Origin of the sequence: Lysinibacillus sp. 2017 (genome assembly GCF_003073375.1) — a bacterium.
GTDB lineage: Bacteria > Bacillota > Bacilli > Bacillales_A > Planococcaceae > Solibacillus.
This window is the reverse complement of sequence record NZ_CP029002.1, coordinates 2569762-2593446: the sequence shown is the minus strand read 5'-3', so window position 1 is coordinate 2593446 and position 23685 is coordinate 2569762. Positions and strand designations below refer to the sequence as shown.

Here is a 23685-nt window from a genome sequence, read left to right as displayed (position 1 = left end):
CTTATGGATATTGCAGCACTAGCGATGTCGATGAAACAAGCAGAGTTGATGCAAAATGTTTCATTGGCGGTTACAAAACAAGCGATGGAATTTCAAGAGCAATCTACGGATCAACTGTTAGAAATTATAGATGCTCCACACCCAACATTAGGTCAATCGATTGATGTATCTATCTAAACTTTTGCATCTAGTACAGTGCGCAGACTCAGAATATTTGGTAAACTATAGTGGACTTTACAATATTTAATTACATATTATCCAAATATTTTGAGCGTTTTGTTACGAATTGTAATGAATAGAAGAAGGTAAAAATCTATTTTGATATAGTTAATAGTAGTGAGTAATATAAAGGAGGCGTCACAGTTGCTAAAAAAATTCACAATTTTATTTCTAGCAATTATTTTTGTTTTGGCCATGTTACCGTTCGAGCAACCAGCTGAAGCATCAGCTAATTATACATATGTAAAAGCCAATTATAATGAAACAGCAGATAAAAAGGGGAATGTGACACGTACGTTAAAAACTGTAACGGTCATGTCAAGTACAGGGAAGTATGTCAACTTTTCTGTTGATAATTCAACTTTGTACTATGTAAACAATACGAAAACAACAATTAGTGGTTTGAAAGCCGGCATGAAAGTTACCGTTTATGCCAGCGGTACAAAGGCGACAAAAATACAAGGAACCACAAATAACGGCAGCGGTGCAATTGTAGCAAATAGCAAGCAAATTTTAGGCGCTGTAACGGAAATCGATCCAAACGGCTTGTACATTAAAGTGAAGCCAGACGGTGGAAGTAATCAAATGTACACAGTGAACTACAATACAGGATTCTTTAAAGACAGTAATTCTGTAGACTTAGATGTACTCTATGTCGGCGATCGCGTTCGTCTAAAATTTGCGAGCGCTAACACAAAAACAGTTTCACAAGTAGAAATTGTTAGTTCTTCATCTATTTTAGTGCAGGACCTTTATAAAGCTAAATTAAATACAGTGAATACTGGTAATAATACGATTACTGTGAAAAATTCACACCCATTATTAAACTGGGAGTTCGGTACCGCTGTATCACAAGCCCAAAAAACATATACATTTACAAATAACACTTCTATTTATGTCGGCAATACAAAAATTACGAAAGCAAAATTAAAAAACTATCAAAATAGTGATTTATACTTCGTAACAGCAAAACAATTTAGTAAAGAAATTGTTAATAAAATTATCGTGCTTAAAAATAATGAATTTACATTCTATCAACCAGTTACGAGTACGGATTTAACATTCAATCACTTTGTTTTATCGAATAAACGAAATTTAGAATATCATAAAGGGTCAATTTTAATTCGTAATGGTCGCTTAATTGAACCAGAAGGCTTTAATTCCATGAACTCAGCTAACTCAATGGTTCAAACATCAGCCTTTGTCATTGCTGATGGTGTAGCAAATCCAAAGTATGCACATGTAGTAGATATTACAAATGATAGCTTAAGTGCACCTAACTTAGCGGGACATCAACTATACTTCGGTATGCTTGATTTAGCAGATTTAGATGCCTATAAACTAGAACTTACAGATGTTCTTCAATATAAAAATAATCACTGGTCAAAATACAACGCAAATTCAATATTTGCTTTTAGTAACTCAACCGATGCAACGGAATTTAATAATACGTTAGTATTCCCAGAGATGGAATTAGACAGCTATGAAGGGGACTATGGTTATTTCTATGTGAAAAATGGACATGTTCAAGCAATTCATTTTGTTGGAAATGATTTGGGTTATGCACATTTGACTACAACAGGTCGCATTAAATCGATTAATTCAAATACAATGACAGTCAATAATGCGAGTCAGTGGCTTGAAAGTTCAGGTGAATGGACGTATTTAGGAGAGTCAGAAGTAGATTTAGATAATATTATGTTCATTAAAGGCGGCAAAGTTGTTGATAAAACGCAATTGAAATCTAATGACCGTGTCGTATTATTAATGGATGAAAATGAACATACACATATCGTTATCGTGAATTAATAGTTTATAATTGGCAAGGAGTTGTCTCAATCGTTTTTGTGGCAGCTCCTTTACGCCGATTTAAGAAATGATTTCGTAATAACTCGATTGGCTCAACTATCAATCTTTTGGGGAAGAAGAAATGCCGAGATGATTGAAGTTTCACTTTATTAGAGAAGAGGTTTGATGCATGCGGAAATTAAAAACTGTTTCGACGCTATTCATTTTTACCATGATGCTTTTGGCACTTACTGCGTTACCAAAACAATCCTTTGCACAGTCGATTGATTTAACAGGTGGTATAAAAAATGAATACCAATATGAAGAATACGTTTTCTTATCGGGAAAACCCATTAAGTTTACAGGTACCAGCAAAAGCGTCTCAGTCACAACAAAAGAAAATAAAGGTAAGTTAACAGAGACGTATAAATTTACACTAACAGGACCAAATGGCGAAAAATTAACGCGTAATTTTGCTTATACATATGATGTCGAAAACTATGATCAAATTGGGCAAAGTACAGCTACTGGTGATGTATCAAAGTATACTGAAAAGATCGTTATCGGTGCTCAAACATTTACATTAGTTGATTATCAATTATCAAAAAGTACAGTAACAGACAAGCGTCCAGCTTCCGATTATTATGCAGGTGAAGCGATTGCACGTAAAACGTATACTGTTGCCAAAGATGGTAAAGAATCAGTAACGGTTCAAATTGATAGCCGCAATGAAGGTTATGAAAACTTCTGGGGTGCAACGGAAACACAAATTACTGAATACAACTATACATTTGAAAATAAAGGCGAGGTAAAAGAGGGTACTGTAACGAATACTGTATCAACTACAAAATCCCGCACAACAGAATACAACGAAAATACCGCTTCATTATCCAGCTTTAATGGGAATTACAAAACAATTAGCACAGCGGATACCGTTTCTAAGTATGAATATGATTTACCAACAAAAAGTGGAACAGTGGCATTAGATATCGAATATATGCCAAAAGTCGAAATGTTAAAAATTCCGAAATTCCGTGATTTAGCGTCAAGTTGGGCAAAAGGTAATATCGAATCATTATATGCGCTTGGTATTTTAGATGATGATTCGAATTTCTTCTCTCCATCAACACCTATGCTTCGCTATGATTTCGCAATTGCCATTGGAAAGGCAATTGATTTACGCGTATTAGAAGATACTTCAAAACGTAAATCAAAAGTGCCAACAAAAGCGATTTTTAGAGATGTATCAAAAAGTAAGAAAGATTATGATTACCTAGTAGCATCTGTTCAAAAGGGTGTTATAACAGGTACGACGCCAGCGACGTTTTTACCAGATAGTTTTTTAACACGCGAACAAGCAGCAACTATTTTAGTTCGTGCCTTAGGACTTGAAGGAAAAGCACCAGATCCAGGCTATTCAACGAACTTCAGTGATGATTATAAAATTAGCGATTATGCACGTGATTCAGTTTATATCGCTGAACAAATCGGTCTAATGTCTGGAAGCTATGGTAAATTTAATCCAAAAGGAACATTAACTCGTGCAGAGGCATCGGCTATTATTGATCGCTTCTTAAACCATTTAGAAACGAATCTAAAACAAAATTATCGTGATGATATGATGAACTTTTGATTAAGGAGGGCACAACAATGAAGACATTCAAACGAATTATGGCCATCATTTTATCGTGCTTATTAATGTTCTCTGTTGGATTACCAATGAACGCAACACCAGCAGATGCAGCAACGAATAATACGATTAAAGATGTGAAAGCTACGCATTATAGCTATCCGGATGTTCAATGGGCCGTAAGTAATGGCTATTTAACGTTAGATAGTTTAAATAAGTTTTACCCGAATACGCAAGTGAAGGAATGGCATATGTTAAAAATGCTTGCGACACTTGATAAAAACTACAATTTTAGTATTGATCAAGACGTAATGTATGCCTACTATGGAAATCTCAACGTTCCTTTGTATGGGGTATCGAACACATCGAAACGTAATGCCAATATTTCGCGCGGACATTTCGCACGAATTTATGCAGCAATGAATGGCTTAGATTTATCAGAAGCCCAAGCAGTTCAGTATTTATACTTAACGGAAATTACGAATGGGACAACGGGAAAACGTACGTTTGAAGACTATAAACCAAATCAAACGATTACTCGTAGTGATTTAGCTACTTTTATGCACCGTATTGTTAAGCAAGGTACTGTTGCATTGGAAGGCTTAGCAGAAACAGCATCTGGAAAAGACAATGGCAAGGTAACTTTACCGAATAACTTCATTGAAAGTAAGGGTGGCTCTGTAGAAATTCCATTGCAACCTGGTAAAAGTGTCAATGATAAAGAAAACCGTCCAGATGTATATAAAGCCGTAAAAGATATTGAAGTAGAATCCGAATCATTGATTGCCAATGGAGTAGATTCAACATTAGTTACACTTCAACTACGTGATAGTTACGGTAATGATATTCCTTACGATGAATCACTAGAATTTAAAGTATACTCTAAAGCAGGCGCAACACTTTCAGAGACAGGGACAAATACGAGTGGAAATGTAACGACAGTTTTCACAGATGGTCCTGAATTAAATGTCTATGTAACGGCACCCGCATTAACAAAATCGGTTGTGGATACAATTTGTTTTGAAATGGTCAACCCAACCGATCAATATTACACATATAAAAACCAAGTAATTGAAGCATCAGTCCGTTATGTTCCAACACCTGAATTGCGTATTTCTTATGAAGTATACGACCCAGATCAAACTGATTGGGCTGGCGGTGATGTGAAACCAGGTGTGAAACCTTTACCAGCATTACCACAAGGGATTGGTGATGGCGGCACAACAGTAAACTTCACTGAAAAAGGCATTATTACCGTTACAGACGTAAACGTTGATGGAAAATTATTAAAAGGTTCGAAGTGGGAAACCTATACAAACCAATCAACAGGTCAGTTGACGCAAGGAAATGTAAATTCTGAAGAGATTCAATACGGAAATGCAGAATTAAAATTAGAAGGACAAACCATTTCTGTTTGGTTATTTGAGAAAATCTTAGATAACTTAATTTATGGCACAGAAAATGATACGACCTGGGGTGGAGTAGGTAACGCCAAAGTGATGTACACGATCAACAAAGAAGGTCGTGCCACTTATGATTTACAAGGCGTGATTACGGATGAGATTACATCTAAATTCGAATCGACTTTGCTATCAGCGATTATTTACTTACTTGATGACGAAGTATTGCCAAAAGTTGATAGTATTACGCTAACACATGAAGAAAGTGTTGTGGCGATTAAAGCGTTATATGACCGTTTAAGTCAAATTGACAAAAACCTATTACAAAAAGAATATGCAGACCGAATTGGTAAACTTGAAGGTGCTGTAGCGAAAATTGCTGTTTTAAATAAAGGGAAAGAACTACAACAGCGCCCTGAAGGTATGGACCGATACACAAAAGTAATCGTGAACCTAGTAGCGCCAAGTGGTGTTGTTATTACCGATTACCGTGGTACAGTAGAAATCGAGTTTAACGGTAAAACAAAGCTTGTGTCATTCGATACAAATACAAAGGATTATAACAAAGGTACAGGTTACGCTGGTTCAGCAGTTGCATACTTCGATGATATTTTATACGGTTATTCAACGATAAAAGCAAAACTTGTCGATACCGATCCTCGTTATACGAAAGTATTAGAAAGCTTGTACAATAAAACAGTTTCGAAAAAAGCATTTACGAATTCAAAATTCGAACAAAAAAGCTGTAAAAATAACGAAATTGCCTTTTTAGTTGACCATTCAGGTTCAATTAAGAAAGCTGATAAAGACAACTATATTTCAACAAAAGTAAACCAAATGATTCAAGCGGCACAAGTAGATCCTACACATGTATATCGTTTTAATAATAAAGCGATTCATGAAGCATCAGGTGCGCCAAGTGCAGTTGCTAGTACCCAAAATTTATTGCAATATCAACCAAGAGATGCGAAATCGACAGAACTAATAAAATCTGCTACAACTGTTGTCAATAACTTCTCTAATAACAATACAAATAAAGTACTAGTCATCATTACAGATGGTAAGGCAAAGAAAAATGGTTTGGATAATTTTAAAAAATTAGCTGATGCTAAAGGTGTTAAAATTTTCACGATTTCAGTTGGTAAATACAACTCGGTTAATGAAGGACTATTAAAAAGCCTAGCAGAAAATGGCGGCCAATATTTTAATATTTCTGATGTACATGATTTACACAGTCCCTTCCAATCGATTTTAAAAGCATTATGTGGGGGAACAGTCGACACAGGCAGCATGTGCTTAGTAGCCGATTCACTATTTAACGAAGGCTCTGTTAAACTAACAAAAACAAATGTTGCAATGGAAGCACGAATTAATGAATCGTGTACAAATGTTACAAAAGTTATTGTTGTCTTTACGGCGAATAGCGGGACAACGAAATTTGAATTGAAAAATGCCAATAATGGTGTTTATAAGTTGTCAAAAAGGATAACGGAATTTAAGCAGTTCAACTTATACAAAGAGATAGAAATCGAAGCTTACGATGCAAATGATAGTTTAATTGCAACGAAAGATGTAACGCTATAAAGTTTTGCCATTCCTCCTATGATAGGTTGGGGAATGGCTTTTTTCGTTTTAAAATGGACATACTAAATGCAATTGTTACCATTAAGTCCGCATATGTTGAAAATCGTTTAGAACTTTGTTAAACTTACTTTAGAATTATTCTAATGTAAAAATACTTTTCATAGCATGTTCACAAAATGACCGTGAATAATGAAATCTTTATGATACAATAGGATTTATGAATTAGAACGTGTGAGGTGTGGAGGTTCATGCATACATTAGTGGTAGGCCTGAATTATAAAACAGCGCCAGTTGAAATTCGTGAAAAATTATCCTTTATTGAACAGGATATTCCGAATGCAATGGCTGCGTTGCAAAATCAAAAAAGCATTTTAGAAAATGTAATTGTATCTACATGTAACCGTACTGAAATTTATGCGGTAGTTGATCAATTACATACAGGTCGTTATTATATTAAGCAATTTTTAGCCAACTGGTTTAACATTCCTATGGAACAATTTGAAAATCATTTATTCATTCGTGAGGAAGATGATTCATTAAATCACTTGTTCCGTGTAACTGCCGGTATTGACTCCATGGTATTAGGGGAAACGCAAATTTTAGGTCAAGTGAAAAAAAGCTTCCTTAAAGGTCAAGAAGTTGGTACGACTGGAACCGTTTACAATCATTTATTTAAACAAGCAGTTACATTTGCAAAACGTGCACATAGCGAAACAGCAATTGGTGAAAATGCCGTTTCTGTATCTTATGCAGCCGTTGAGTTAGCGAAAAAGATTTTTGGCTCATTACAAAACAAGCATGTTGCGATTTTAGGTGCTGGTAAAATGGGTGAACTTGCGATTCAAAATCTTCACGGTAATGGTGTCGGCAAAGTAACAGTTATTAATCGTACATTTGAAAAAGCACAAAACTTAGCATCAAAATTTGATGGTGATGCCAAAGCAATGAACGAATTACAATGTACACTTTTAGAAGCAGATATTTTAATTAGCTCAACTGGTGCAACAGATTATGTCATTGATTATGATTTAATGAAGGATGTTGCGAAGTTCCGTAAAGGCGATCCATTATTTATGGTCGACATTGCAGTGCCACGCGACTTAGATCCGAAAATCGGTGATGTACCGAATGTATTCTTATATGATATCGATGATTTACAAGGTATTGTACAAGCCAATTTAGCTGAACGTGAACGCGCGGCGAATGAAATTACGGCAATGATTCAAGATGAAATCGTTCAATTTAAAGATTGGTTCAAAACGTTAGGTGTTGTCCCAGTTATTTCTGCTCTACGTAAAAAAGCAGCTTCGATTCAAGAAGAGACGATGATCAGTATTGAAAATAAAATGCCAGATTTAACAGAGCGTGAACGTAAAATTTTAAATAAACATACAAAATCAATTATTAATCAGCTCTTAAAAAATCCAATTCTTCAGGCGAAAGAAATGGCAAATTCGGATACTGCAGCTCAAGAACTTGCTTTATTCCAACAAATTTTTGGCATTGAAGAAGATGTGCAACAAGAAGTGCGTTTACAACAGCAAGAGAAACCGAAAAGTGAACAAGTAGGAACAGATCTAAGTGGCAATGCAAGTTTTTCTTTTTAATAAAAACTGTATAAAATAATAATAAAATTGCCACATATGTTCGTACTTTATTTAAATAAATGTTAAGCGTTTTCGTATCTCTATGGTAAAATTGTAGATATTGAAAACGCTTTTTTCGATGCAAAAAAATAGAGAGATTTTTAATAGGGGAAGGGTGCATATGACGACAATAGTAATGGCAAGACTATATGAGCTCATGATTATTCTCTATGCGCTCAGTATCGTACTTTATTTTACGGACTATTTATATAAAAATGTAAAATTTAGACGTGTTGCATTTTGGTTCGTCTCGATTGTTTGGGTATTACAAAACTTATTTTTAGTATTGTTTATAATAGAAACAAAGCGCTTCCCGATATTGTCCTTGTATGAAGGCGTATTCTTTTATGCGTGGTTGTTAACGACGTTTTCAATCGTCCTACACTGTATTGCTCGTGTAGATCTACCAGTTGTCTGTTTAAATTTATTAAGCTTTATCTTTTTGACGATTCATTTATTTGCACCGTCAACAGCTGAGCAAATTGTAGGGGAATCACTCATATCGGAAATGCTAGTTATTCATATTAGCTTTGCGATTATTTCATATGTGGCATTCTCAATTGCCTTTGTGTTCTCAATATTGTATTTAATTTTGTACCGTATTTTAAAGCGAAAAAAGCTAAATCATTTATGGTCGAGACTACCTAGCCTACAGCTAATGTTGAAGTGGATTAATTTATCAACATTAGTAGGGATTCCACTGCTTTTAATTAGTTTAATATTAGGGCTTGAGTGGGCATCCATAACGCTTGAAGGAGTTTCAATTTTAGATGTTAAAATTGTGGGCTCGTTTGTTGTATCAGTTGTATATTTAATAATCTTCCTACTTCATCGTAGAGGAACATTATTAGGTGCTGTCTATGCACGAGTACATATTTATTTATTTTTACTCGTTGTCGTGAATTTTTTCCTTGGCAGCAAATTATCGAATTTCCATCTATGGGTTTAACAGAAAGGTCGGAGTAACTTGAGAAAAATTATTGTAGGTTCACGAAAAAGTAAATTAGCATTAACACAAACAAACTGGTTTATTAATGAATTAAAAGCTGCAGGCGTGCCATTTGAATTCGAAATAAAGGAAATCGTCACAAAAGGCGACCGTATATTAGACGTTCAATTATCAAAAGTTGGTGGTAAAGGTCTTTTCGTAAAAGAAATCGAACAAGCGTTATACGATAAAGAAATCGACTTTGCTGTTCACTCTATGAAAGACATGCCAGCTGTATTACCAGAAGGTTTAGTTATTGGTTGTATTCCTCCACGTGAAGATGCGAGGGATGCATTTATTTCAAAAGGACATGTGAAATTTGCTGATTTACCTAAAGGTGCAGTAGTAGGAACAAGCTCATTACGTCGTAGTGCACAATTATTACAAGTGCGTCCAGACCTTGAAATTAAATGGATTCGCGGTAATGTAGATACACGTTTAAATAAATTAGAAACAGAAGACTATGATGCCATTATTTTAGCTGCGGCAGGTTTGAAACGTCTTGGTTGGAGTGACGATGTTGTCACTGAATATTTAGATACAGATATTTGTTTACCTGCTGTAGCACAAGGTTCTTTAGGAATCGAATGTCGCGAAGACGATGCCGAATTACTTGCTGAACTTGCCAAATTGACAGATGCAAAAACGTGGGTTTCAGCACATGCTGAACGTGCTTTCTTAGCGGCAATGGACGGTGGATGCCAAGTGCCAATCGCAGGCTATGCTACAGTTGAAGGTGATTATATTACGCTAACTGGATTAGTTGCAGCACCAGACGCATCTGTGACATATAAAGAGACAATAATTGGTAATGATGCTGACGAATTAGGGAAAGCAGTCGCTGCAAAATTAACAGAGCAAGGTGCCTTTGAGTTAATTCAAAAAGTGAAGGCTGAGTTAGATGCTGAGTAAGCCATTAGCAGGCAAAACGCTAATTTTAACGGGTTCTTCAGTTGTTCAGTCTGTCATTAAACAGATTGAACAATATGGAGGCAAAGTTTTATCTTACCCTTTGATTGAAACAGTTGAAAAAGTTTCAAAAGAGGAGCAAACTAATTTACGTAATCTCTCGAATTATCAATGGTTAATTTTCACGAGTCAAAATGCGGTAATTAGTTTTATTGCAAAATGTGAGCGCTACAGTGTTCAAGTACCAACAAAGTTAAAAATTGCTGTTGTAGGTGAGAAAACGGCCGCATTATTAAAACAGCACGGATTTAGTATTCATTTTATGCCTTCTGTTTTTAGCGCGGATGTTTTTGTGAAAGAGTTTTCACTAGCTAATAATGAAAAGGCTTTATTTTTACGCGGAAGTATGGCAAAAAATACGATTCATGAAGGCACGGGAGCAGATGAATGGATTGTATATGAAACCAAAACATGTGAAGCCTATTTACAACCATTACGAGAGAGTTTAAAAGAAGAAAAACAACCTATCGTACTTTTTTCAAGTCCGTCAGCAGTGGACGTGTATGCAAAATATATCGTACCAATTGTCGAATGGGGCTTCGTAAAATGTGCTTCAATCGGTCATGTCACAACAGCGGCACTTGCAAAATACGGCGTGACGCCCATTGTACAACCGAAAATTTATACGATGCAAGCTGTCATTGAACAGCTCATCTTGGAGGAAACTACAAAATGACAGAACTTTATTTCCAACGTCACCGTCGCTTACGTAACAGTGCAGCGATGCGTGCTTTAGTAAAAGAAACTTACTTACACAAAGAGGATTTAATTTATCCACTATTTGTGATTGAAGGCGAAAATATTAAAAATGAAGTGTCGTCAATGCCAGGCGTATTCCAATTTTCATTAGATAACTTAAGCAAAGAAATAGATGAAATTGTTGAATTAGGAATTCAAGCAGTAATTTTATTTGGTTTACCAGCTGAAAAAGATGAAGTGGGTTCAGGTGCATACCATGATCACGGTATTGTACAAAAAGCGACTCGTTTAATTAAAGAGCGTCATCCAGAGCTTTTAGTTGTTGCGGATACTTGTCTTTGTGAATTTACTAGTCACGGCCACTGCGGTGTTGTAGAAGGCGATAAAATTTTAAATGATGAATCATTAAATTTACTTGCTCAAACAGCAATTTCTCAAGCAGAAGCAGGCGCTGATATTATCGCACCATCAAACATGATGGACGGTTTCGTAGCGGCGATTCGTGCAGGACTTGATGCAGCAGGCTTTGAACATATTCCTGTAATGGCTTACTCGGTGAAATACGCATCAAGTTTCTACGGTCCTTTCCGTGATGCAGCTGATGGGGCACCTCAGTTTGGTGACCGTAAAACGTATCAAATGGACCCATCAAACCGTATGGAAGCCATTCGCGAAGCAACTTCTGATGTAGAAGAAGGAGCGGATTTCTTAATCGTGAAACCAGCGTTAGCCTACTTAGATATAATTCGTGATGTGAAAAACAACTTCCCATTACCAATCGTTGCGTATAACGTATCAGGCGAATATGCAATGGTCAAAGCTGCGGCAATTAATGGCTGGATCGATGAGAAAAAAGTGGTTTTGGAAACATTACTTGGTATGAAACGTGCGGGTTCTGATTTAATTATTACTTATCATGCAAAAGACGTTTGTCGTTGGTTGGAGGAAAAATAACATGCGTAGTTACGAAAAGTCAAAAGCAGCATTTGCTGAAGCGATTGATTTAATGCCAGGTGGGGTTAACTCTCCAGTTCGTGCATTCAAATCAGTAAACTTAGATCCAATCTTCATGGAATCGGGTTCAGGTGCGATGTTAACAGACATCGATGGCAACGAATATATCGATTATGTTTTATCTTGGGGTCCTTTAATTTTAGGGCACTCTCATCCTGATGTAGTAAAAGCAATTCAAGAGCAAGCTGCAAAAGCAACTTCATTTGGTGCACCATCACTATCTGAAAATAAACTTGCAAAATTAGTTATGGAGCGTGTGCCTGGTATTGAAATGATTCGTTTTGTTTCTTCGGGTACAGAAGCAACAATGTCTGCATTACGTTTAGCGCGCGGGTTTACAGGACGCGATAAGATTCTAAAATTCGAAGGTTCTTACCATGGTCATGGAGACTCTTTACTAATTAAAGCCGGTTCAGGCGTTGCGACACTTGGTTTACCAGATTCCCCTGGAGTTCCAGTAGACATTGCGAAAAACACGTTAACAGTAGCTTATAACGATTTAGAAGCTACAAAAGTAGTGTTTGAAAAATTCGGTCATGAATTAGCAGCAGTAATCGTTGAACCAGTAGCAGGAAATATGGGCGTTGTACCACCAAAACCAGAGTTTTTAAAAGGCTTACGTGAGCTAACAGAAAAACACGGTACGGTATTAATCTTTGATGAAGTAATGACAGGCTTCCGTGTTGACTATGGCTGTGCACAAGGTTATTTCGGAATCACACCAGATTTAACGACACTTGGTAAAGTTATAGGTGGCGGTCTACCAGTAGGTGCATTTGCAGGTAAACGTGAAATTATGGAGAAAGTTGCGCCAGCGGGTCCGATTTATCAAGCGGGTACATTATCAGGTAACCCACTTGCAATGACAGCAGGTTATGAAACATTATCTCGTTTAGATCAAGATTCATATGCCTATTTCCGTAAGTTAGGTGACCAATTAGAACAAGGTTTCCGCGCAGCAGCAACGAAATTTAATATCCCGCACACAGTAAATCGTGCAGGATCAATGATTGGATTCTTCTTCACAAATGAAGACGTTGTGGATTTTGAATCAGCAAAAACAGCTGATTTAGAGCTATTTGCTGAGTACTTTAAATTAATGGCAGAAGAAGGCATCTTCTTACCACCATCACAATTTGAAGGGTTATTCATCTCAACTGCTCATACAGAAGCACATATTGCCAAAACAGTACAAGCATTCCACACTGTATTTGAAAAATTAGCACGCTAATCACTTGAAACTCATAAATCTCCTTCCTATGCATAATGTAAACGTAGGGAGGGGATTTTTTTATGCTAGAGTGGAAAATGACAGAAGCATTCACGTTTCCAAGCTATCTAGGAAACGTAACCGGGGCTACTTTAACAGTAAAACCAAATTGGCAACAAGAAGAACTAGAGGATTCTATTGTTTTAAAAGGGGTGTATGTAATCAAAGGGAATGTCCAATTTGATTTTATACCAATTGAAGATGAAAAGGCTATAGAAGGTACTTTTATCGAGCATCTCGATATTGAGCAAGATCAAGCTTATTTCGAATATGCATTACCATTTTCAATTGACTTCCCACGTGATGATGTTGAGAAAATTACGATGAGGGTAGAGGATCAGGCAGCTAGCTTTGAAAAAGGCACTAATTGCACTTGCACATGGCAAGTATGCTGTGAAGTTGAAAAGAAGGCAGCTGTAATAGTAGAGAAGAAAGAAGCCGTAATAGTAGAGAAGCAGGAAGCTCCTGTAGTAGAAAAGAAGGTAGAAGAGGAAATTGTGCAACAACCGATAGAATTGGAAGTTAAGCAACTTGCTGTAGAAGAAGTAGACCTAGAATATGTGAAGTCATTTGTTGTAGAGGGTAAAGAAACGACAACAGAAGAAGTTGATTTTTTTGAACAGCTAGCGGAAGCGTATAGTGTTGTACAAGTACAATTAAAGAATGGAAATAAGTAGAATTAAGGTAGCGTGTAGGCCGCCCAAAAAGTGATAAACTTTTTGGGCGGCCTTTTCATTAAATAAAATCAACTATCAGCAAGTAGCTAATGACAATTAAAAAGAATAATAAAAAAATATCGCCTGTTGTCGGAACAAAAATGGTGCGTAACGCTTGAAATACCGTAATTGGGATGATGCAATGTTTCATAAAAAAACGTATTTTTCTTAGCCAAGGAGGAAGTAAATAAGGATTATAGCCTTTGCGCAAAACTCATCATCTCCTTTTAAAAAGTATATGCAACAACGTATGTTTAGTTCGTGTAAATTATCTCTTTTAAGAGTAGCACTTGAAATTTTATGTAAAACCGCTTAAAATAAGGGGCAACTATATATTTTGAAGTGAAGACTAGGAAGAGTATGTTGGACCATGGTGTGTAGAGAGGAAACGGTAGCTGAAAAGTTTCTACATCGTACTGACAGAAGGTAGCCTACGAGCTGACTTAGTGAACATACAGTAGCTAAGTTCCGGTTAAACACCGTTATCGAATGAAGTGCCGTTTAGGTATAGTAAGCTGTATATTTTGTATGCGAGCGCTTGACTCTTATAAAGGGTCAAAAGAAAGCGCTTGTCAGACAAGGAACGAAGCCGAATGAAGACGCAAATTGAACATGTAGTTCATGAGCGGACGATTGAGGCAAGTGACGAAGTATGCGAGCGCTTGACTTGACCCGACGGAATTAAAGGTGGTACCGCGAACTAACTCCCTCGTCCTTTTTTATAAAAAGACGACGGGAGTTTTTTTATTTTCTAAAAAAAAGGAGAGATTCATCATGACGGAAATTACAATGCCAACAAAGTATGATCCACAAGCAACAGAAGCCGGCCGCTATGAATGGTGGTTAAATGGTAAATTTTTTGAAGCAGATCCAAAAAGCGAGAAGGAACCTTATTCAATCGTAATCCCACCACCAAACGTAACAGGTAAATTACACCTTGGTCACGCATGGGATACAACATTACAAGATATTTTAATCCGTATGAAACGCATGCAAGGGTACGATGCGCTATGGTTACCAGGTATGGACCACGCAGGGATTGCAACACAAGCGAAAGTAGAAGAAAAACTACGCGGTGAAGGCATTACTCGTTACGACTTAGGTCGTGAAAAATTCTTAGAGAAAACATGGGAATGGAAAGGTGAATATGCCTCTCACATTCGTTCACAATGGTCTAAATTAGGTTTAGCATTAGATTACTCAAAAGAACGTTTCACATTAGATGAAGGTCTTTCTGCAGCGGTAAAAGAAGTTTTCGTTAAATTATATGAAAAAGGCTTAATCTACCGTGGCGAACGTATTATTAACTGGGATCCAGCAGCCAAAACAGCTTTATCTGACATCGAAGTAATCCACAAAGAAGTAGAAGGTGCATTCTACCATATGGAATACCCACTTGCAGATGGCTCTGGTGTGTTACGTGTTGCAACAACGCGTCCAGAAACAATGCTTGGTGACTCTGGTGTTGCTGTACACCCAGACGATGAGCGTTATGCACATTTAGTAGGTAAAACAGTAATCCTTCCAATTGTTGGACGTGAAATTCCAATCGTTGCCGATGATTATGTGGATAAAGATTTCGGTACAGGTATCGTTAAGATGACACCAGCGCATGACCCGAACGACTTTGAAGTAGGTAACCGTCATAACTTAGAACGTATTTTAGTGATGAATGAAGACGGCACTATGAATGATTTAGCTGGCAAATATGCAGGTATGGATCGTTTCGAATGCCGTAAACAAATTGTTGCCGACTTACAAGAAGCTGGTATCTTAGTTGAAATCGAGCCGCACGTACACCAAGTAGGTCACTCTGAACGTACAAACGCAGTAGTAGAACCTTACCTATCAAAACAATGGTTCGTAAAAATGGGACCACTTGCTGAACAAGCGTTAGCTATGCAAGCAGAAGAGGACGAAAAAGTAAACTTCGTACCAAATCGTTTCGAAAACACATATAACCGTTGGATGGAAAATATCCATGACTGGTGTATTTCTCGTCAATTATGGTGGGGTCACCAAATTCCAGCTTGGTATCACAACGAAACAGGCGAACTTTATGTAGGGAAAGAAGCACCTGCTGATAAAGAAAACTGGACGCAAGATGAAGATGTACTAGATACATGGTTCTCATCTGCATTATGGCCGTTCTCTACAATGGATTGGCCAAACGAAGAAAGTGAATTATACAAACGTTACTATCCAACAAACACATTAGTAACGGGTTATGACATCATCTTCTTCTGGGTTAGCCGCATGATCTTCCAAGGGAAAGAATTCACGGGCGAACGTCCATTTAAAGACGTATTAATCCACGGTTTAGTGCGTGATGCAGAAGGTCGCAAAATGTCTAAATCTCTAGGTAACGGTGTTGACCCAATGGATGTTATCTCTGAGTATGGTGCAGATTCATTACGTTACTTCTTAGCAACTGGTTCTTCTCCAGGTCAAGATTTACGTTACACAACTGAAAAAGTAGAGTCTACATGGAACTTTGTAAATAAAATTTGGAACGCATCACGCTTTGCATTAATGAATATGGAAGGCTTAACTTTCGAACAAATCGATTTGACAGGTGACCTTTCTACTGCAGACAAATGGATCTTAACACGCTTAAACGAAACAATTGAACATGTAACGGAATTAGCGGATAAATATGAGTTCGGTGAAGTAGGTCGTCACCTTTACAACTTCATCTGGGATGACTTCTGTTCTTGGTACATCGAAATGGCGAAATTACCATTATACGGTGAAGACGAAGCAGCGAAATTAACAACTCGCTCAGTATTAGCTTACGTATTAGACAATACAATGCGTTTATTACATCCATTAATGCCATTTGTAACAGAAGAAATTTGGCAACACTTACCTCACGAAGGTGAATCAATTACAATAGCGGCTTGGCCAACTGTAAACCCTGCCTTCAACTTTGAAGAAGAAGCTAGTGATATGCAATTATTAATGGATATTATCCGTTCTGTACGTAACATCCGTGCAGAAGTAAATACGCCAATGAGCAAAAAAGTAGCCATGACGATTTCAGCAAAAGATTCATCTATTGCATCTGTTCTGGAAGCGAACAAAGGCTACATCGAAAAATTCTGTAACCCAGACGGTTTAACAATTGGTGCTGCAATCGAAGCGCCAGCACAAGCTATGTCAGCTGTTGTTTCAGGTGCAGAAATCTTTATGCCACTTGCAGGCTTAATCAATATCGACGAAGAAATCGCGCGACTTGAAAAAGAGCTTGAAAAATGGGCGAAAGAAGTAAAATTAGTTTCAGGTAAGCTATCAAATGAACGATTCGTTGCAAAAGCGCCAGAAGCGTTAGTAGCAGCAGAACGCGAAAAATTAGCAGACTACGAAGCAAAATTCGCAACTGTTGAAAAACGTATTGCTGAATTAAAAAATATGTAATTTATTTTTGGAAGAGGTGCCGAAATATGGGTGCCTCTTTCTTTTTGAATAACAACCTAAATGTTTCTTATTCTAATATTTTCGCTATAATAAGGGGTATTACATAGACATGCTTTGAACAGCAGTATTAGGGAGAGAGAAAAAATGTTTCAAACGATGGAACAATGCACGGAGTTTATTTTTAAATTAAAAGCGAGTCAATATAAAGGGGAACCACTACAATCTGCGCGTATCATTTTAGAGCAATTAGGTAACCCAGAAAAGAAAATAAAATTTATTCATTTTGCAGGTTCAAATGGTAAAGGCTCGACATTAAATGCAACGCGTGAAATTTTAATGAATCATGGACTTCAAGTTGGTGCATTTATCTCACCACATTTAGAACGTGCGAATGAACGAATAACGATTAATAAACAGCAAATTTCCGATTCCGATTTTTTAAGAATTACCAATGAAATTGCGGCGATAATTGAACAAAAATTGGACGGAAAATTTCCAAGCTTTTTTGAAGTCGTAACGCTCATTGCGCTTCAATATTTCTCAGAGCAAAACTTAGATGTTGCCCTTTTAGAAGCAGGAATCGGTGGACGATTAGATTCAACTAACGTCATCACACCTGAAGTTTCCGTTATTACAACCATCTCATTAGAGCATACCGATATGCTCGGGGATACGTATGCGAAAATTGCGTTTGAAAAAGCAGGTATTATTAAAAGTGGAAAACCAGTTGTTGTTGGAGTGAAAAATAAAGAGGCATTGGACGTTATTCAACAAGTAGCAGCAAAAAAAAATGCAGCTATTTATACGCTTAATGAACAAATAAAGGTAGAACGAACAGCTACGCAGCAATTTAACTATGAAGCAATTGTGAAACTAGATGAAGTTGAGCTTGCAATGGTAGGTGAACATCAAATCGACAATGCGGCCTTAGCAATTACTGCAGCTAATTTATTTTTAGGTCGTTTGGATATGCTAAAAGTAAAAGACGCATTAAAGCGTGCGAAATGGGATGGCCGTTTTGAGCGCGTTGGAACGAATATTATTTTAGACGGCGCACACAATTCAGAAGGTACAACTGCATTAATCGCAGCTTTAAAATTAATAGCGCCAAAGAAAAAATATAAATTTATTTATGCGGCCTTGCAGGATAAGGACCATGCAGTGAGCATCGAAATGATGGATAAAGTAGCCAATGAGATGCACTTTACTCAAATTGATTTACCTCGTGCTGCGAAAGCCGAACAATTGATGTCACAAAGCACACATGTGAAAAAAAGTGCGCATACCAATTGGAAAGAGCTTGTGGCTGAGCAAATGGATGGTTTAGCAGAGGATGAACTATTAATCATTACAGGCTCGTTGTATTTTATTGCAGAGGTGCGCGGAGCATTTGTGAAAAAGGGGTGGCTGTAAATGATTCCATTACTCGATACGTATAAGGAACGCTGGCATGTGAAAAGTGACCACTCGATCAAACCAGGGTTATCTGCGATTCAAGAAGCATTAACAGCGTTAAACAATCCGCAAAATGATTTACAGGTGGTCCATTTTGCAGGGACGAATGGTAAAGGCTCGACGTTAACATTTGTTGAATTTATAGCACGAGCGCACGGACTATCTGTCGGCAAATTTATGTCACCATGTATTGTCGATGTACATGATCAAATTCAAATTGACGGTCAACCGATTTCAAAAGCACAAATGGATGATGTGTTTGGTCAATTAGCACAGGCAGGACTGAGTGGAAAGTTAACTGATTTTGAGTTGTTAACCACTGCAACATTTCTATTTTTTAAGCAACAAAAAGTAGATCTTGTGCTAGTAGAAACGGGCATGGGAGGTCGTGAAGATAGCACGAATGTCGTCAATCCGATTGTATCGGTTATTCCAAGTATTGCGTTAGAGCATACGAAATTTTTAGGCAATACATTAACGAGTATCGCGGGGCATAAAGCGGGTATTATTAAACAAGGAAAACCAGTTGTAATTGGCAGATTACCCGAAGAAGCATTAGTCGTTGTTAAGGCTGAAGCGATTGAAAAAGAGGCGCCATTATTCGAATTCGGTAAGCAGTTCACGGTTCTATTAGGTGAAACGGGTGAGACATATGAAAATAATTGTTACCCGTTAACGATTGCAAACTTGCAACGTCAGTTTTTAGGTGCACATCAAGGAAGCAATATGGCATTGGCAATTACTGCTTTTTTACAAGTGGCAAAAGTTTTTGCGTTATCAATTTCAATTGAAAAAATTCAACATGCGGTTCAACACGCACATTTAGCTGGTCGCTTTGAACAGGTTTTACCGAATGTCTATTTTGATGGTGCACACAATCCAGCGAGCATTCGTACACTGGTAGATACGATTAAACAGTATTTCCCAACAAAGAAAATTGAATTTGTGTTAGGTATTTTAGCGGATAAAGATGTTGCAACGGTCCTTTCGATACTAGAGGAAGTAGGGGACGCGTTTTATTTTGTTGATATAACAAATGATCGTGCAATGCCTGCTAAAACTATTTTTGAATTAAGTAAAGCAAAAGAAAAGACCATTATTCAAGATGTTTTGACTATGTTACAACAGTCACCAGGTGGAAATACGGTGAGAATTGTAACGGGCTCGCTCTATTTATTAAGTGAGATTCGTCAAAATATACGGGAAAATCAATCTTAATATAATGGCTTTCATAGGATTATTTACTGCATAATAGGCGAAAAGAAATCGAGGGGCCATTTTTTAAGAGTAATTTGTCAATTGATGAGAAATTAGCACGAAAACTTTTTAAGGTGAGACGACACTAGTCTCCCCTTTTTTTTGGTTTTATTTGATAAAGTGTGTTTAAAAAGAGGTGAGTTTATGCCCATTTTTCGTACGATAAAAAATAATTCTGTTATACAGGCGGTATTTTTCGGTTCATTAACAGGACTAGTCGGGGTATTCGCATTTATTTTATTACTACAACTTCCTACACAGGAACAACAAGAGGAACTTGTACCAACTTCTCAAATACCGGTTGAGCAGGAAAAAGTTTCCCAAGCGTTTTATGCATTGCAATTTGGTGTTTTTTCAAATTTTGATAGTGCGGCTCAATTTTTATCAAGCTATCCCGCGTTAAATAAGTCGGCAATTTTTGAAGTAGATGGGAGCTATTATGTATGGTCTCAGTTAGATTTAGAAAAAGTTGCAGGGGCAAATGTAACAACCCCGAACTCTTTTTATAAACAAATGACATTAACAAGTAGCTGTCCAAAGCATGCCGAGTTACAGTTACCTAGCTTACTGAAAGATGAGAAATGGTTCACAGGACAAGCCCTTGCTGTAAATGAAGATACTAAAAATGTAGTGCCTGATAACTGGAATCAACAAATTTTGGAAATCCAAAAATTATCTACGAACGTTGGGGTTATTCGACTGCATTTACTAATGAATTATTATGAACATTTAGATTGCTTAAAAGTGACATTTTGACGTAGAAAACTTAGCTCAAATGTCAGTTTATAAAAGGCTAGCAAAATGAATTCATTTTTCAAATTTCCATTTGTCGTTTACTATAGACATAGGAGGATTGGAAATGAATTTTACTACAGATCAACAAATTATTTTAGCTTCAGCATCGCCACGAAGAAAGGAATTGCTCGGACTGCTTTCGATACCATTTACGGTACATACGAGTGATGTTGAAGAAACCAGTGTTGTCGCAGAAACGATGCAACAATATGTGAAAGAAGTGGCCCTATTAAAAACACGTAATGTCGCGAAAAAATGCCCGAATAAACTAGTCATCGGAGCAGATACGATTGTCGTTTTTAATAATCAAATTTTACACAAACCAAAATCACATGACGAAGCAGTACAACATTTAATGCAACTTTCAAATAACCGCCATCAAGTAATGACAGCTGTGGCCATTATCGAATTAGACGGAACCGAAACGACTTTTGTCGAAATAACCAACGTCGTATTTAAGGACATATCTAAAGAGATGATTGAAGCTTATGTCAACACGGGAGATCCATTTGATAAAGCAGGCGGGTACGGGATTCAAACGAGTGGCGCCTTACTCGTAGACCGAATTGAAGGAGATTACAATAATGTTGTCGGCTTACCGATTGCGACACTCGTACAAAAATTGCTTACTTTACACTTACTAAAACTAACATTTTAGGAGTGATGGTATTGTCTATAACACCAGTAATTAATATGAAAATTAATGATGTACATGAAGCGGATCGACCACGTGAACGATTGATTCGACAAGGGGCAAAAAGCTTATCGAATCAGGAGTTAATTGCGATTTTACTTGGGACAGGTACGAAAAAGGAATCGGTATTAACAGTTGCTAATCGTGTGCTCCTTAATTTTGAAAAGCTGCATAATTTAAAGCATGCGACATTAGAGGAAATGACTGATATAAAAGGAATCGGTGAAGCGAAAGCAGTATTATTACTTGCATCGATAGAGTTGGGTCGTCGTTTAGCTTCAAAAGATTTAGAAGAACGCTATACGATTCGTTCTCCTGAAGATGCTGCTTCTTACTTAATGCAGGATATGACATCCTTACAACAAGAACATTTCGTATGTTTGTTTTTAAATGTTAAAAATCAAGTAATTCACAAACAAACGATATTTGTAGGAAGTTTAAATGCCAGTATCGTCCATCCAAGAGAAATTTTTCGAGAAGCTGTCAAACGTTCAGCTGCTTCGTTAATCTGTTCTCATAATCATCCAAGTGGTGTACCAACGCCAAGTCCGGAAGATATTGATGTGACAAATCGTTTATATGAAGCTGGAAAAATTGTAGGTGTGGATTTACTTGATCATGTAATAATTGGAGACCATCAATTTATAAGCATGAAGGAAAAGGGTTATTTTTAAATTGAAAACTACCTAAAAGTACTTAACTTTTAGGTAGTTTTCTATTTTTGGTTGATGATTAACTAAAAAAGGGTATGGAAAATGAAATTATACTGCTAAGAATGTTAATTTTGAAAATTATACAATTGAACGTAATTCGACATTTTTATTATCTATTTGTTTGAAATAGTAGATTTTATAGGGGATGCAACTTTTATTTGTTATATTCGTCATGTCACTGTGGTTATTTTGTTAAATCTTACATATTAATTTTATTTGTTTCAAAGCGAAAATAGAAATACAATAGAAAAGTAGTGTTTATATAAAAAAACATTCGACAAAAGTCGGGATATGTAGCATGTGACACTATAATTTTTTGATGTAATTCGTTATAATAGAGCGTATGATTTTAGCAACATCATAAATAAAAGAATTGTTTTAATAGAAAGGGAGTACTTAATTTGTTTGGATTAGGGAATAAAGATGTCGGGATCGATCTTGGCACAGCTAATACATTAGTATTTGTTAAAGGAAAAGGAATTGTTTTACGCGAACCATCAGTGGTAGCGAAAAATACGAAAACTGGGGAGATTGTTGCTGTAGGTAACGATGCGAAAAATATGATTGGCCGTACACCAGGCTCAATTGTTGCCATTCGTCCAATGAAAGACGGCGTAATCGCTGACTTCGAAATCACAACAGTAATGATTCAATACTATTTAAAAGAAGCAATGAAAGTTTCTGGTTCTAACTGGAAAAAACCAAATGTTATGATTTGTGTACCATACGGAATTACTTCTGTAGAACAACGCGCAGTAATCGACGCATCTCGCCAAGCGGGTGCAAAAGAAGCATTCACAATTGAAGAACCATTTGCAGCAGCAATCGGATCAAATTTACCAGTTTGGGAGCCAACAGGTTCTATGGTTGTTGATATCGGTGGCGGTACAACAGAAGTAGCAGTTATTTCACTTGGTGGTATCGTAACAAGTGAATCAGTACGCATTGGTGGGGATGCTATGGATCACTCAATTATCGCTTACATCCGTAAATCTTATAATTTAACAATTGGTGAACGTACAGCAGAATCTGTTAAAATGGAAATTGGTACAGCACGCGCTGAAGGTCCAGTTGAAACGATGGAAATTCGCGGACGCGACTTAGTAACAGGCTTACCAAAAACAATTGAAATTACATCTGATGAAATTTCTAAATCATTAAGCGAAGCAATTGCCTCTATTGTTGATGGCGTTAAGAAAACTTTAGAACAAACACCACCAGAATTATCTGCTGACGTTATGGAACGTGGTATTGTATTAACAGGCGGTGGCGCATTATTACGTAACTTAGATAAAGTTATTAGTGATGAAACAAAAATGCCTGTATTTATTGCAGAAAATCCATTAGACTGTGTTGCAATTGGAACTGGTAAAGCATTAGATAACATTGATTTGGTTCGTGCGCAACAAGTGAAGTAAGGAGGACTGACTA

At 36.9% G+C, this 23685-nt stretch carries 19 protein-coding genes and 1 other annotated feature; of the genes, 18 read left to right on the top strand and 1 reads right to left on the bottom strand.

Annotated features, from left to right (window positions below):
* The first annotated feature begins 3 nt into the window (after positions 1-3).
* The 11 genes from DCE79_RS12670 (at position 4) to DCE79_RS12620 (ending at position 13884) form a co-directional block, all read left to right on the top strand.
* A complete protein-coding gene (locus tag DCE79_RS12670) occupies positions 4-177 on the top strand; it encodes a YjfB family protein (protein WP_108713402.1) in 174 nt (57 codons plus the stop codon).
* 186 nt (positions 178-363) lie between these two features.
* Positions 364-2028: a phosphate ABC transporter ATPase gene (locus DCE79_RS12665; protein ID WP_108713401.1), complete on the top strand. Its 1665-nt coding sequence runs from the start codon at positions 364-366 to the stop codon at positions 2026-2028.
* Between the two features lie 169 nt (positions 2029-2197).
* Positions 2198-3640, top strand: a complete 1443-nt coding sequence (locus tag DCE79_RS12660) for an S-layer homology domain-containing protein (protein ID WP_108713400.1) — start codon at positions 2198-2200, stop codon at positions 3638-3640.
* Positions 3641-3657: 17 nt separating this feature from the next.
* Positions 3658-6621, top strand: coding sequence for a VWA domain-containing protein (locus DCE79_RS12655; RefSeq protein ID WP_108713399.1), 2964 nt, complete (start codon positions 3658-3660; stop codon positions 6619-6621).
* 248 nt (positions 6622-6869) lie between these two features.
* Positions 6870-8228, top strand: coding sequence for a glutamyl-tRNA reductase (gene hemA, locus DCE79_RS12650; RefSeq protein ID WP_108713398.1), 1359 nt, complete (start codon positions 6870-6872; stop codon positions 8226-8228).
* Positions 8229-8388: 160 nt separating this feature from the next.
* On the top strand, positions 8389-9216 hold the full coding sequence (gene ccsA, locus DCE79_RS12645; protein ID WP_108713397.1) for a cytochrome c biogenesis protein CcsA: 828 nt from the start codon (positions 8389-8391) through the stop codon (positions 9214-9216).
* An 18-nt stretch (positions 9217-9234) separates the two neighbouring features.
* Complete coding sequence (gene hemC, locus DCE79_RS12640; protein ID WP_108713396.1) at positions 9235-10167, top strand: hydroxymethylbilane synthase; 933 nt, start codon at positions 9235-9237, stop codon at positions 10165-10167.
* Entirely contained in the window at positions 10157-10900 is a 744-nt protein-coding gene (locus DCE79_RS12635; protein ID WP_108713395.1) for a uroporphyrinogen-III synthase, read from the top strand. Before hemC ends, DCE79_RS12635 begins: the two co-directional genes overlap by 11 nt.
* Positions 10897-11877 carry a porphobilinogen synthase gene (gene hemB, locus DCE79_RS12630; protein ID WP_108713394.1) on the top strand — a complete coding sequence of 327 codons (981 nt, stop codon included), beginning with the start codon at positions 10897-10899 and terminating at the stop codon, positions 11875-11877. Before DCE79_RS12635 ends, hemB begins: the two co-directional genes overlap by 4 nt.
* Before the next feature lies 1 nt (position 11878).
* Positions 11879-13168, top strand: a complete 1290-nt coding sequence (gene hemL / locus DCE79_RS12625) for a glutamate-1-semialdehyde 2,1-aminomutase (protein ID WP_108713393.1) — start codon at positions 11879-11881, stop codon at positions 13166-13168.
* A 62-nt stretch (positions 13169-13230) separates the two neighbouring features.
* The gene (locus DCE79_RS12620; protein WP_108713392.1) at positions 13231-13884 is read left to right on the top strand and encodes an alanine racemase; all 654 of its coding nucleotides are present in this window, start codon (positions 13231-13233) and stop codon (positions 13882-13884) included.
* Between the two features lie 58 nt (positions 13885-13942).
* Here DCE79_RS12620 and DCE79_RS12615 read toward each other — a convergent pair whose 3' ends face one another.
* On the bottom strand, positions 13943-14134 hold the full coding sequence (locus DCE79_RS12615; protein ID WP_108713391.1) for a hypothetical protein: 192 nt from the start codon (positions 14132-14134) through the stop codon (positions 13943-13945).
* Between the two features lie 125 nt (positions 14135-14259).
* Positions 14260-14643 (top strand) — a binding site (T-box leader).
* 54 nt (positions 14644-14697) lie between these two features.
* Between DCE79_RS12615 and DCE79_RS12610 the strand changes: the two genes are divergently transcribed.
* From DCE79_RS12610 to DCE79_RS12580, 7 genes are all read left to right on the top strand, one after another.
* Positions 14698-17340, top strand: coding sequence for a valine--tRNA ligase (locus DCE79_RS12610; protein WP_108713390.1), 2643 nt, complete (start codon positions 14698-14700; stop codon positions 17338-17340).
* 144 nt (positions 17341-17484) lie between these two features.
* On the top strand, positions 17485-18753 hold the full coding sequence (locus DCE79_RS12605; RefSeq protein WP_108713389.1) for a bifunctional folylpolyglutamate synthase/dihydrofolate synthase: 1269 nt from the start codon (positions 17485-17487) through the stop codon (positions 18751-18753).
* A complete protein-coding gene (locus tag DCE79_RS12600; protein ID WP_108713388.1) occupies positions 18754-20013 on the top strand; it encodes a bifunctional folylpolyglutamate synthase/dihydrofolate synthase in 1260 nt (419 codons plus the stop codon). It abuts the gene before it with no gap.
* Between the two features lie 183 nt (positions 20014-20196).
* Positions 20197-20808: a translation initiation factor 2 gene (locus DCE79_RS12595; protein ID WP_108713387.1), complete on the top strand. Its 612-nt coding sequence runs from the start codon at positions 20197-20199 to the stop codon at positions 20806-20808.
* A gap of 103 nt (positions 20809-20911) precedes the next feature.
* Entirely contained in the window at positions 20912-21505 is a 594-nt protein-coding gene (locus DCE79_RS12590) for a Maf family protein (protein WP_108713386.1), read from the top strand.
* A 5-nt stretch (positions 21506-21510) separates the two neighbouring features.
* Positions 21511-22215, top strand: a complete 705-nt coding sequence (gene radC, locus DCE79_RS12585) for a RadC family protein (RefSeq protein ID WP_108713385.1) — start codon at positions 21511-21513, stop codon at positions 22213-22215.
* Between the two features lie 440 nt (positions 22216-22655).
* Positions 22656-23672 carry a rod shape-determining protein gene (locus DCE79_RS12580; protein WP_108713384.1) on the top strand — a complete coding sequence of 339 codons (1017 nt, stop codon included), beginning with the start codon at positions 22656-22658 and terminating at the stop codon, positions 23670-23672.
* Positions 23673-23685: the final 13 nt, after the last annotated feature.